General features: G+C 57.0%; 7 protein-coding genes. 5 read left to right on the top strand and 2 right to left on the bottom strand.

The window, feature by feature from the left end; all coding sequences use genetic code 11:
- Nucleotides 1-17 precede the first annotated feature (17 nt).
- Both EIY71_RS23655 and EIY71_RS23650 read left to right on the top strand, forming a co-directional pair.
- A complete protein-coding gene (locus EIY71_RS23655; protein WP_178083794.1) occupies nucleotides 18-614 on the top strand; it encodes a TetR/AcrR family transcriptional regulator in 597 nt (198 codons plus the stop codon).
- A 123-nt stretch (nucleotides 615-737) separates the two neighbouring features.
- The gene (locus tag EIY71_RS23650; RefSeq protein WP_134023354.1) at nucleotides 738-1,358 is read left to right on the top strand and encodes a TetR/AcrR family transcriptional regulator; all 621 of its coding nucleotides are present in this window, start codon (nucleotides 738-740) and stop codon (nucleotides 1,356-1,358) included.
- A 25-nt stretch (nucleotides 1,359-1,383) separates the two neighbouring features.
- Here EIY71_RS23650 and EIY71_RS23645 read toward each other — a convergent pair whose 3' ends face one another.
- The gene (locus tag EIY71_RS23645) at nucleotides 1,384-2,844 is read right to left on the bottom strand and encodes an efflux transporter outer membrane subunit (RefSeq protein ID WP_134023352.1); all 1,461 of its coding nucleotides are present in this window, start codon (nucleotides 2,842-2,844) and stop codon (nucleotides 1,384-1,386) included.
- A gap of 190 nt (nucleotides 2,845-3,034) precedes the next feature.
- On the opposite strand from EIY71_RS23645, the gene EIY71_RS23640 reads away from it, so the two are divergent.
- Together EIY71_RS23640 and EIY71_RS23635 are read left to right on the top strand one after the other, a co-directional pair.
- Complete coding sequence (locus tag EIY71_RS23640; RefSeq protein ID WP_134023350.1) at nucleotides 3,035-4,144, top strand: efflux RND transporter periplasmic adaptor subunit; 1,110 nt, start codon at nucleotides 3,035-3,037, stop codon at nucleotides 4,142-4,144.
- Nucleotides 4,141-7,230, top strand: coding sequence for an efflux RND transporter permease subunit (locus EIY71_RS23635; protein WP_134023348.1), 3,090 nt, complete (start codon nucleotides 4,141-4,143; stop codon nucleotides 7,228-7,230). Before EIY71_RS23640 ends, EIY71_RS23635 begins: the two co-directional genes overlap by 4 nt.
- Nucleotides 7,231-7,321: 91 nt before the next feature.
- Here the strand turns inward: EIY71_RS23635 and EIY71_RS23630 are convergent, their stop codons facing one another.
- A complete protein-coding gene (locus EIY71_RS23630) occupies nucleotides 7,322-8,011 on the bottom strand; it encodes a lipopolysaccharide kinase InaA family protein (protein ID WP_085747360.1) in 690 nt (229 codons plus the stop codon).
- A gap of 785 nt (nucleotides 8,012-8,796) precedes the next feature.
- Here EIY71_RS23630 and EIY71_RS23625 point away from each other — a divergent pair.
- The gene (locus tag EIY71_RS23625) at nucleotides 8,797-13,011 is read left to right on the top strand and encodes a hypothetical protein (RefSeq protein WP_134023346.1); all 4,215 of its coding nucleotides are present in this window, start codon (nucleotides 8,797-8,799) and stop codon (nucleotides 13,009-13,011) included.
- Nucleotides 13,012-13,327 lie beyond the last annotated feature (316 nt).

The following is a 13,327-nucleotide window of genomic DNA, read 5'->3' as shown; positions in this document are numbered from 1 at the left end:
AACGCGAGGTATTGCACGTGAGAGTGACCAAGGCCCAGGCGCAGGCCAATCGAGAACACATCGTTGAAACGGCCTCAGAGCTGTTCCGTGAGCGTGGCTTTGATGGCGTCGGTGTGGCCGATCTCATGGCGGCTGCCGGGTTCACCCATGGAGGCTTCTACAAGCACTTCGGCTCGAAGGCTGACCTGATGGCCGAAGCCTCGGCCTGCAGTCTTGGCAAATCGTTGACCGGCGCCCAGGCGCTCGATGTTCCCGGTTTCATCGACGTCTACGTGAACAGAGAACATCGCGACGGACGCGGCAGCGGTTGCACGATGGCCGCACTGTGTGGCGACGCGGCGCGTCAGTCGGACGATGTGAAAGCCACGTTTGCCGAAGGCATTGAACGCACCCTGCAAACTCTGGGGGAAAAATATCCGACAGGGCCGGATGCCGCGGAGGGTGAGGGAAGAAGGAAAATGATCGACTTGCTGTCGCGTGCGGTCGGCGCAATTGTCTTGTCACGCGCCTGTCCGGATGATTCCGCCTTGGCGGATGAAATCCTTGAGGTATGCCGCGCCGAAATGTTTGCTTCATTGCCGGTGTTGCCGGTCGATGAAGTGGAAACGCCGTAGAAGGGCCGATCCACCCTGTTCGATGACTTGAACGTCAGCCCGTTTCAGACAGCCGTTTTTCGTGAATATGTACTCTATTGGTCACGATTTGTAAGACCTCGACAGGGTGAGTAAGCTACGCCCATGAATCAGCCATCCATATCTTCGCCCGGCCCACGTGGCCCAGTCGATCACGAGATTCGTGATCAGATTGTCGCGGCAGCCAATGAACACTTCAGCCAAAACGGCTATGGCAAAACCACGGTTTCCGATCTGGCCAGGGCCATCGGTTTTTCCAAGGCGTACATCTATAAGTTCTTTGATTCCAAGCAGGCGATCGGCGAAGCGATCTGCTCGAATTGTCTGGGGCAAATGGTTGCAGCGGTCGAACAGGCTGTTAACGCAGAGGGGATTTCGCCGACCGAGCGTTTCCGCCGGCTGGTGAAGACCGTGATTGCCACGGGTGTGGACCTGTTCTTCAATGATCGCAAGCTCTACGACATCGCGGCATTCTCGGCAGCGGAGCGTTGGCCATGTGCTCAGGTGTATGAGGAGCAGATCAAGCGCTTTATCTTCGACATCGTGCGTGAAGGGCGAGAGCTCGGAGAGTTCGAGCGCAAGACCCCGCTGGACGAGACCGTCGAAGCGATTCATCTGGCCCTGCGTCCCTTCGTCAATCCGTTGTTGCTGCAGCACAATCTGGATTTTATCGAGGTAGCGCCCACGCTGACCTCCAACCTCATTCTGCGCAGCCTGATGCCCTGACCTGAAAGCGATCTGGTGGTGCTGCTCAGCGTGCCGCTACAGGTTGTGATTCAGTGGGTTGCCAGCCCCCGCCCAGCGACTTGAACACCGCCACCGCCGCACGGGCCGATTCGGTCCGTGCCTGCGCTCTGGCGTCGGAGGCCTGCAGCAATGTTTCGTCGGCGTGCAGGACATCGATCAGGCTGGCGGTGCCTTTTTCATAGGCGGTGAACGAGGACTGGCGTGCTTGAGTCAGCGCCGCTTCGCCGCCGGTCAGGGTCGTGGTCTGGGTTTGCCGATTCACCAGTGAGGACAGCGCGTTCTCTACATCTTCGGTGGCGCGCAGTACCGACTGGCGATAGGCGGCCAATGCTTCAGATTCCTGGCCTTTGGCCTGATCGATCCGGGCGTTGATGCGTCCGAAGTCGAATAGCCTCCAGCGCAGACCCAGGACAGCGCTCGACTGGCTCGCGCCGCTGGTGAAAAGATTGCCGCCGGAGACGGCGGTCGCGCTGCCGAGCAAGGCGCTGAGGGAAAATTTCGGGTAGTACTCGGCAATCGCTTCGCCTATACGCGCGTTAGAGGCCGCAAGGCGGCGTTCGGCGACGATCAGGTCCGGTCTGCGCCGCAGCAGATCTGCCGGTGTGCCCAGCGCAGTCAGCGACGGTACATCGGGAATCTCGCCCTCACGTGCCAGTTGCGTGCGGTGAGTGCCGGGAGGCGTGCCGAGCAGCACGTCCATCGCATTCATGGCCGCCTCCAGACCGCTTTGCAGTACCGGAACGCTCGCCTGGACTTGCGACAACTCACCCTCGGCCTGGCGCACCTGATACTCCGCGGCCAGCCCTTTGCCGTAAAGCAACTGAACCTTCTCCAGCAATGCGCGCCGGGTGTCGACTTGCCGGTTGGCGATGTCCAGCCGCGCCTGTAATCCGCGCAGGGTGATGTAGATATCGGCTGTTTGCGCAGCGATTGCCAGCCTCGTCGCCGTGAAACCGGCTGCTGAGGCCTGATACTCAGCCAGTGCCGCCTCACGCCCGCGGCGCAGTCCGCCAAAGACATCGACTTCCCAGCCCGCCTCGAGATTGGCCTCGTAGGCATTGCCGTAACGGTCGTAGCCGGGTGTTGAATTCAAGACTTGGCCCAGTGGTGTCTCGACGGACTGATAAGCGCGTGCCGCCTGTGCGCTGATATTCGCCGAGGGCAGCAGTGCTGCATTGGCGGCGCCCAGGCCGGCCCTGGCCTGGGTGACGCGCGCTGATGCCTGTGCAAGGTCCAGATTCTGCTGCAAGGCCTGGTCGATGAGGTTGCTCAGTAGCGGATCGTTAAAGCTTTCCCACCAGGCGGCAAGGCTGTCCGGTGTCGATCCTGATCGCGGTTCGACAGCAGACTGCCCGAGGTAATGATCTGAAAGCGGGGCGTCCGGACGATGGTAATCCGGACCCACCGCACAACCTGCCATGAGGCTGGCGGTAACCAAAAGAGCAATTGGGCGCAGGGGTGGCATCGGCGTTCCTTAACGAGATTTTCGTGACCATATTAGGCAATGGTCACAACGTGTCAATTAAGGCTTGAAAAGGCAATCAAGGCATAAATGATAAAACTGGAGCGTCGAATACCTCATTTAATGTGACTGTTGACGATATTGGTCACAAAGATGAGAATATGATGATCATCCTATTTCAGTAAGTGAACCTATGCGCCGGCTTCGAATTTCCCCCATTGCCGCATGCCTGTTGCCACTCGCCCTGGCGGCGTGCGGTGATTCCTCATCCGTTGCAGACCCGCGCACACAGGCGCCTCTGGTCAGGTTCACCGCCGTTCAGGCTGCGGCTGACGGTTCTCGCACCTTCACGGGAGTGGTGACGGCGCGCATTCAGGGCGACCTGGGGTTTCGCGTTTCGGGCAAGGTGCTCGAGCGTCTGGTTGACACGGGGCAGAGCGTCAAACGCGGTCAGCCGCTGATGCGGCTCGACCCCATCGACCTGGGGTTGCAGGCACGCGCGCAGCAGGAGTCGGTCATCGCCGCACGAGCCCGGGCCAGGCAGACAGCCGATGACGAAGCCCGCTATCGCACTCTGGTCAGCGCCGGCGCCATTTCCGCATCGGCCTACGATCAGATCAAAGCCGCCGCAGATACCGCCAAGGCGCAACTCAGCGCCGCTGAAGCGCAGGCGGACGTTGCCCGCAACGCTTCCGGTTATGCGGTGCTGGTTGCCGATGCCGACGGCGTTGTGGTGGAAACACTCGCCGAACCCGGACAAGTCGTCAGCCCTGGACAACCGGTGGTTCGGCTGGCGCGGGCAGGGCAGCGCGAGGCCATCGTGCACTTGCCCGAGACGTTGCGCCCCGCAGCAGGATCCACTGCGCAAGCCACGCTCTATGGCGACGCCTCGGGTGCTGTTACCGCGAAACTGAGGTTGCTTTCGGATTCGGCGGACCGCACGACGCGTACGTTCGAGGCGCGCTATGTACTGGAAGGCGCGCTGGCCAATGCGCCGATAGGTTCGACAGTCACCCTCAGAATCGCCGAGGGTTCGACACCCGCCGCATCGTTGCAAGTGCCCATCGCTGCGCTTTACGACGCGGGTCAAGGTCCTGGCGTGTGGGTCATCGCCGGGACACCGCCAACCGTGACCTGGCGACCGGTTCAGGTGCTGGGGTTGAGCGACGATTCGGCCCGAGTCGCTGGCGATCTCCGGGTTGGCGAACAGATTGTGGCGCTGGGCGCTCACCTGTTGCGCGAAGGCGAAGCAGTAAGAATGCCCTTGCCTGATGCGGCGACCGTTGCCGGGAGTCGTCCATGAGCGAGGGACGATTCAACCTTTCTGCCATCGCCGTTCGCGAGCGTTCGATCACGGTCTTTCTGATTTTCCTGATCGCCGTTGCCGGCACCCTGGCATTCTTCCAGCTGGGGCGTGCTGAAGATCCTCCGTTTACGGTCAAGCAGTTGACCGTCATCACGGCGTGGCCGGGGGCGACCGCACAGGAGATGCAGGATCAGGTCGCGGAGCCACTGGAAAAACGCCTGCAAGAACTCAAATGGTACGACCGCTCGGAAACCTATACGCGGCCAGGGCTCGCTTTCACGATGGTCTCATTGCTCGATAGCGCGCCGCCCTCGCAAGTGCAGGAAGAGTTCTATCAGGCGCGTAAAAAACTCGACGATGAAGCGATCAAGTTACCGGCGGGTGTCATCGGGCCGATGGTCAACGACGAGTATTCGGACGTGACCTTTGCGCTGTTCGCCCTGAAAGCCAAGGGCGAGCCGCAGCGTCTGCTGGTCCGCGATGCGGAGTCCATGCGCCAGCGCCTGTTGCATGTGCCGGGGGTGAAGAAGGTCAACATCATCGGCGAACAAGCCGAACGGATATTTGTTTCTTTCTCGCATGACCGGTTGGCGACCTTGGGCTTGTCACCGCAGGATATCTTCGCCGCGCTGAACAGTCAGAACGCACTGACCCCGGCCGGATCAATCGACACCAGCGGGCCACAGGTTTTTCTGCGCCTCGATGGTGCGTTCGACAAGCTGCAGAAAATCCGTGACACCCCTGTAGTCGTGCAAGGGCGGACACTCAAGCTGTCTGATGTGGCGACTGTCGCACGCGGTTATGAAGACCCGGCTACCTTCCTGGTGCGCAATAACGGCGAAGAGGCGCTGTTGCTCGGTGTGGTGATGCGTGAGGGCTGGAACGGTCTTGATCTGGGCAAGGCGCTGGATGCCGAGACCGTCAGGATCAACGAGGAAATGCCCTTGGGTATGACCCTCTCGAAAGTCACCGACCAGGCAGTGAATATCGACTCCGCCGTTGGCGAGTTCATGGTCAAGTTCTTTGTCGCGCTGCTGGTGGTCATGCTCGTCTGCTTTCTGAGCATGGGCTGGCGCGTTGGCGTGGTGGTCGCCGCTGCGGTGCCGTTGACCCTGGCGATCGTGTTTGTGGTGATGGCGGCCACCGGCAAAAACTTTGACCGTATTACCCTGGGGTCGTTGATTCTGGCGCTCGGGCTGCTGGTCGATGACGCGATCATTGCCATTGAAATGATGGTGGTGAAAATGGAGGAGGGCTACGATCGCATCAAGGCCTCTGCCTATGCCTGGAGCCACACGGCAGCGCCGATGCTGTCCGGAACCCTGGTGACGGCGATCGGTTTTTTGCCGAACGGTTTTGCTCAGTCCACGGCCGGCGAATACACCAGCAACATGTTCTGGATCGTGGGCATCGCTCTCATCGCTTCGTGGGTCGTGGCAGTGGCGTTCACCCCTTATCTGGGCGTGAAACTGTTGCCGGATATCAAGGCGGTGGAGGGTGGACATGCGGCGATCTACAACACGCCGCGATACAACCGCTTCCGCCGGGTTCTGACCCGGGTCATTGCCCGCAAATGGCTGGTCGCGGGCATGGTCATTGTGCTGTTCTTTGTGGCCGCTGCGGGTATGGGCCTGGTGAAGAAACAGTTCTTCCCGACCTCTGACCGTCCTGAAGTCATGATCGAAGTGCAAATGCCCTACGGCACTTCCATCGAGCAGACCAGCGCCACGGCCGCCAAGGTCGAAGCCTGGCTGCGCCAGCAGGATGAGGCAAAAATCGTCACGGCCTATATCGGCCAGGGTGCACCGCGTTTCTTCCTGGCGATGGCACCGGAACTGCCCGATCCGTCGTTCGCCAAGATCGTTGTACTGACCGACAGTCAGGAAGCACGGGAAACCCTCAAATTGCGTTTTCGTGACGCGGTGGCTCAAGGGCTCGCCCCGGAAGCGCGCCTCAGGGCATCGCAAATCGTATTTGGTCCTTATTCACCGTTTCCGGTGGCCTACCGGGTGATGGGGCCTGATCCGGCAAAGTTGCGCGTGATCGCCGAGCAGGTGCGGGGTGTGATGCAGGACAGCCCGATGATGAGAACCGTGAATACCGATTGGGGGCCGCTGACTCCGTCGTTGCATTTCAACCTGGATCAGGATCGTCTGCAGGCAGTGGGGCTGACATCGACTGCGGTTGCACAGCAATTGCAGTTCCTGCTCAGCGGAGTACCGATCACGGCGGTGCGCGAGGATATTCGTTCAGTACAGGTCATGGGGCGGGCAGCGGGCGATGTCCGGCTCGATCCACAGCAAATCGAAGGCTTCACCTTGGTCGGAGCCTCGGGGCAGCGGGTCCCGTTGTCGCAGATAGGCGAGGTCGATGTGCGCATGGAGGATCCGATCCTGCGCCGGCGTGATCGCACCCCGACCATCACCGTGCGCGGCGACATTGCCGAAGACTTGCAGCCACCGGATGTTTCCAGTGCGCTGCTGAAGCAACTGCAGCCGATCATCGAGAAGCTGCCTTCCGGTTACCGGATCGAGCAGGCGGGCGCGATTGAAGAGTCCGGCAAGGCCGGCAAGGCGATCCTGCCGTTGTTGCCGATCATGATCGCCATGACCCTGGTCATCCTCATTGTGCAGGTCCGTTCGATCTCGGCGATGATCATGGTGTTCCTGACCTCGCCGTTAGGCTTGATTGGCGTGGTGCCGACATTGCTCATCTTCAATCAGCCGTTTGGCATCAATGCGCTGGTCGGGTTGATTGCACTGTCGGGGATCCTGATGCGCAATACGCTGATTTTGATCGGCCAGATTCATCACAACGCGCAAGAAGGGCTGGATCCGTTTCACGCGGTCGTCGAAGCCACGGTGCAACGTGCGCGACCGGTCCTGTTGACGGCCCTGGCGGCGATCCTGGCGTTTATTCCCCTGACACACTCGGTGTTCTGGGGGACGCTGGCCTATACCCTGATTGGCGGCACGCTCGTCGGCACCATCATGACGCTGGTGTTCCTGCCCGCGATGTACTCGATCTGGTTCAAAATCGGTCCTGACGCCAGGCCGCCGGCTGCAACAGTCAAACCGGAGTAGCCATCAGTGCTGAAAATCGAGGCCTGGGTTCACCTGGCAGATCGATGCAGACATTCATGTGATGTGAGCGCCTGCCGCCTTCGTTGGGCTTTCAAGAACGGCCCTGAGTGATTACTGGTCGACCCAGGTGCTTTTCATAATGACGAAGAAAGTGTTGCCACTCCGGTTCGCTCCAATAGGAATGGCGTCTGAGTTGCAAAATGTCGTGCCGAGCTGCCCGCAATGAGCTGATTCGCCCATGGGACTTCTCGAGATCGAGCAGCGCAAGCTCGAACTCGGGATCGCTCGACGAATTGCGAACTTTGATAAAAATGTGCTTTGAGCGCATGCAGCCATGTTGCCAGCGGCCGAGATGCATTCGTGCCATCAATGACGCGAGTATTTCGAGCACATTGTCCAGTTGCTTGGGCGTGTATTGGTTTTTTGCACCTTCGTTGTACCAGGATTCCAAATCCTGGAAACCGTTCAAGTCCTTGGTGACCAAGATGCCGTGCCAGACCCCTTTGATTTTTTGCGCACCGTAGTAAACCGGTTGAGGGGCGTTGACCCCAAGGTGGAGTAACTTTGTGAGCGCGCGGCCTTCGCGCAAGGTAGTGGGGCGCCCCAGAGGATATCTCAGGCTGCGAAACAAATGACCCGTCTGACGCTTAACGTACACAGTCGCACCGTTATGCAGAACTCGCTGCACTCCGCTCGTGCCACTCCTGCGTACGTTGGGTTCTTCTACCCAAGGGCCTGATGTATTCCACCAATAGGAAAAAATTTGGTCGGTTTGGCTCATCGCGCACTCCATTCTTGTGTTGTTATCAGCTGCGCCATCGGCCTTTTTGCTGGCTGGCATCATGCCGTTATTCAAACAGACGTTTCAATAATGGGCTAGTTCCTTTGATGACGCGCTTATCCATTATTGAGCGGCAGCTACGGTCCAAAGGCAGTCGTGAGAGATGAAATGGTTTCGGCCAGAACAGTCGACGGCTTTCAAGTCCGAAGATTAATCCTTATATATCAATGCCTTAAGTTTTATTCGTTTCCGCTAGGCAGTATTCATTAATGCTCTGAAGGCCTCTGAAATCAAGGGGTGGACACTTATTTGCGGAAACGAATTTGGCCGGTTATTTGGCGTTCTAGGTAGGCTCATGATCGCCCTAAACTTCATAGCTGCAATCGAGAGACTGCGCTTGATGGAAAGCGACTTTCATCTGAAGTGGGGTTTTTGCAGCCAACCTGGTCAGTCGAGACAGGCAGGACACGGCCAAAAGCGAACCCTCACGATTGCCCGTTTTCGGCCAATTTCTGCCTTTAACCAACATCAGCTTTGGGTGGTCAGTTGCGCTGACACCGTGGTAGCTGCGTCCAAGCCGAGTAATGCGAAAGCAGACACGTAAACTGCAACGGATGCAGGAATGAGTAACAGTGAATGCCCCAACACAGGCATCACAGCCACTGCATGAAGAGCGGCCTCGGGAATGCCGGCACATTTTTTGTCAGGCAAGACGCAGATATCAAGCTTTCAACTCTGGGTCTAGGGCGCTAACGTATCGCACCGTTTTCAAGGAGCGTCACCTTATGCCGTACCTCAACCTAGACCGACGCTTCGTTCAACGAACGATGTATGACCAGGAGGAACTGCTGAGGGCGGAAATCTACGATCGGAAGCTGTCGTGGGATGACGTTTTGGCGAAACGCTTTGCAATCGTCGTTGCGCCGGCCAACTTCGGAAAAACTACTGAACTCAAAGAACTGGCGAATCGTGAGCGACTGGCTGGGAAACATGCTGTTTTCGTGGAACTTCGCAAGGTGCTAGACCGCAACGACCTTGAAGATGCATTACATCCATCGGAGGTTGTAGCGTTTAAGGCTTGGCAGCAGGTCTCGAGCGCACCTATTACCTTGCTCATCGACTCTTTGGATGAGGCCACACCTAGCCAACGCCAGGATTTAAATTACGCGCTGAGGAAGGTGCGCCTGGCTTTCCACTGGCCAAACAGCAATGCTCGCTGGTTGATTTCGACTCGTCCCGCCGTACTTTCACTCGATGTCATGGGACAGTTGTCAACCATTCTTGAAGTCCCAATCGAGGTCACCAGTACCGAAGATGACGAACCGGCTAGGCTCGTTGACAAACATGCAGATGAGCGAGCGACAACAAAAAGCTCAACCACACAGGATGCCTTGGCTATTTTTTCTATGGCTCCGCTCACCTCAAGACAAGCCGTACTCTACCTGCAGAGTAAACATGGGGTAGGCGATGCAGCCACACTCCTTGAAGTAGCGCAGAAGCGAGGCCTGCCAGGGTTCACAGAAAGTCCAGGTGGGCTTGACGTGATTGCCCACCTGGATCTGGTGAATCGACCGCCGGAGTGTCTTACGGAAGTGTTCTTGCGTGTGGTGCAGGCAGTCGAGACGCAGCAAAGTGGCGATCATCGACTGGCTGAAGCCGGAACACCCTCCGCGCAGGTGGAAGTCGTACGCAGAATTGCTGCCGCTTCTCTCGTTTGCCAGCTACAAAACGTCGAGATGCCTTCTGGCCAACTGGCCGCGGATGAGAGTGTCCTGTCTGCGAGATTGATAGCAGGTTCGCGTCTTCCAGATTCGGCTTTGATCCAACTTCTTAACTCACAACTTTTCATTGATGCCGGTCATCACCAAGTCAAACCCTATCCTGAGGAATTGATTCCGTTTCTAGCGGCGCAGCACTTTGCTTCTCTCGTCCATTCGCCAGAAGATGCCAAACGCCTTATCAATATGTTCTCATGGCATGCCCCTACCGGCGAAAAGGGTGTACACCGTCGATTGCTGGCAATGTTGGGATGGATCGCAACCTTGAGCAATTACTGCCGCACGGAGTTATTGCAGCAGGATCCGCAAGTGGTCGCATTCTTCGGAGACCTGCGAAACAGTGGCATCCCGAGAAGCGATGCGCACGAGGCGATCAGGCGAAGCATTCATTCGGTGTACACACAAGGTGATCGAATCGGTCGCGATTTCTTCCGACTCACTCCCGAGAATTACTGGCAAGTAGGGGGCGAAAGCAATTTGCCGTTGATCAGTGAGTTGTTCGAGCAATATGGTTCAAATATTCGTGTACGGAGTGCCCTGCTGAATATTGCGACCCACAGCCAGTCCGACATTCTCCGCCAACAGGTTTTGAAGACTTGCCAGGGCGACTACGCCCAACTCCTGCAACAGAGGATGGATCTCTATTATCTACTGGATCTTGGCGTCGACAAGGATCTAAGGGGCTTGGCGGGCGCGTTGACAACTCAGCGAGACCTCACTGAGGAGCGGGTCTCGATTTCGATTGCCCACCTTGCCTGGACGCATCTCAAAGTTTCGCAGATCGTTACCTTGATTGAACGGCAGCTAAGCGGACAAACAGGGGGCTACCGCATTTCCTCCACCATCAGCGGACCTGTTTTCGACGCCGCAAACGACTTGCAGGCATACCAGCTAACGCGGTCCCTTGTAATCCGACTCGCCCGAATCGGTCGTACCCCCGGGCGCAAAACTCCTGTCTATACCGACATACCAAGCCGGAAGCTAGATTTGGTTATTGATCTCCTGTCCTCGCTAATAACGAGGCCCGTGACGATCTATGAATCACGTATAGCGCTATTGTGTGTCATCGTGCGACGCTTCTTCCGCGATGTTTTTTACGGGTCAATCGACCTGTCTAAGTTGCGCGTGGCGTTAGAGAAAAATAGCCCTATGCGCCTTGCAGTGCTACGGAAAATTCTAACGTTGGAGCCTGATGACGATCTGCTCAGCGGTGCGCTCTTTGGGCTCGGCAGGATATGTATTCCCACCCTCAAGGATGCTACAGAACTCGACTCAGAGCGATTGCGCGCAACGATTCATAAGGTAGAGGCGGCTACCAAATCGCCGGCCATGCCGTCGGGACCTCATGCCAAAATGAAACGGCAGGGCCGGTGGCGTATAGATAAACGCATCCTGGCGACCCTCCATAAAGAAATTGAGCAAATACGCGACGGCTCCGCTCGGCATTCAATCGCTTTGCTTGCTGGGTGGCTGCTTCAGGACCACTCAACGTCCCGATATGGCGAGGTCAGCTTCGATCCGGTGAGGGAGGCCGGCGGAGCCGAACTAGCCGATGCGTTCAAAGCGGGTGTGACAAGACTTTGGCGAGAGCTACCGCCGACGTTCAAGGAGGACGAGCCTCGTTCGGTTTACCACATCACCATTGCCGGTTTGCAGGGGTTGCACTACGACCTTCACGATGGCTCCAATTTACCAGTAATGTCGACTGCCGAAGTAAAGCAGGCAATTCAATACGCCGTCTTTGAGATTAATGGCTACCCACATTGGTTCTGGCCATTGATTGAAGCAAATCAGGAGGTGGCGATCATTAGTTTCAAAAAGCTGGTCGCTCAGGCGGGAATGGGGGCCGTTTCTTACGAGCATGCGGAGGAGTTGCTTATTTCCCTGAATGAGACAACGGAACGCATTCGAAGGGAAATAGCACCTGATGCTTGGAGCTTTCTTACTACACAACCAGTAAACCGCAGCCAAACTACTGAGTCGATTCTCAGACTAGTAACTAATGTGTCCGGCGCTACAATTCAAAGTGAGTTCGAAACGCAGGCGTGGAGCCGCATACAAGCAGCGTTTGGTTCGGGCACACTCGAAGGTTCAGTAGATGCTGATCACACACGCGACCTCCTAGATACAAAAGAACGAAGTGCTGCTTGGGGCGCCTACTGGTTGATCGGATATCCGAATTCATTCACATCCCATCTTGAGCAATGGCTCACTGAGAGCAAATCTCAAGCCCAAGCATTTGTGTTCGAGTTGGCAGCGTACCTCGGCCACGATTTTGGCTCAAGAATGGTTGGGCTTGCGCAAACATCTGACCATGGGGTTACGGCTCTCGTAGCACTTTACAAATGCACGCTTGAGGTCGTCTCACCTAATGGCGATGCACCCCGTCCTAGTGGTGTTGTGTACTCGCCGGGACGTCGGGATGCTGCTCAGCAGTTACGCGATGCGCTCATCCCCGCTATTGCTGCAGCCAAATCGACCCGAGCATATGAAGCCCTTGCTGCCTTGAAAAATGGGGCAACAGACCAGAAGGCAAAATACCTGAGTAGCATACTGTTCGACATGCAAGAGGCTCGATTCACTCGCCCGCCATTGGCACAGCGAGATTTTGACCAGTTTGATCGTGACTTTAAGCCCGTGGTAAACGGCACACTCGCGCTGGCGCTGGCCGTTGAGGAAGATCTGCTTGCGGTGAAATACAGCATTGAAAAAGGCGAATTCAGCCTACGCCGCTTCTTCAGTGCACTGAAGTTCTCGCGTATCGATACAGACAAGGAAGGGCTAGCGCTGGAAGCCGACTTCCAGGCCCTACTTGGAAGTGAAATGAACCACCTTGCGGGAACTCGGTATTCGGTCACGAAGGAGCCGGAGACTGCCGAGGCCACGCGCCGTGACGTGTTATGTCGAAAAGGTGCTGACTACGCTTCCATTGAACTCAAGATGTCCATGCGATGGACCGTATCACAGTACTTGGAAGCGCTTGAAGACCAGTTGGTAGGTCAGTACATGCGCAACTACAACTCAACTACGGGCTTTCTGGTAATAGTGCTGCAGAAGGACAGGAAATGGCGACACCCGACAACCAAGAAGGAACTTAACTTCCAGGCACTGATTAAGCTCTTACAAGCACGGGCCCTCGAATTGGAAGCACTGGATCGCAGACACATTATTCGAGTGATCGGGATCGACGCAACGCCCCCGAAAAGCTTTCGAGACGCCTGAAGGTGGCAGTGCCGGCCGCAGGGGGGGCAGCATGCCCTGGGCCTGCGCTCTACCAAGCAATACGCTTCACGAGCGAATAACAGGCGTTGGGCTTGCCCAACCAACCTTGCGCGGTACACACACGCTACGAAGAACTAAGACATCGTTAATCTAGCGGACGAAGAATCTGAGAGCTGTCTAACTCTTGCCTGGTCATACAGAGTTTGAAAGCGCCACCGGATACCTGGAGGACGAGGTCGAGTTGCCCTAGAAACAGCGGGACTTCAGTTCTGGGTCCGGGTTCAACTATGAACATCGATATAGCGGAAAGCGAGTA

Source organism: Pseudomonas sp. CH235, from assembly GCF_004368175.1.
Lineage (GTDB): Bacteria > Pseudomonadota > Gammaproteobacteria > Pseudomonadales > Pseudomonadaceae > Aquipseudomonas > Aquipseudomonas paraglycinae.
The sequence above is the reverse complement of the archived record's forward strand: the minus strand, read 5'-3'. Positions and strand labels throughout refer to the sequence as shown.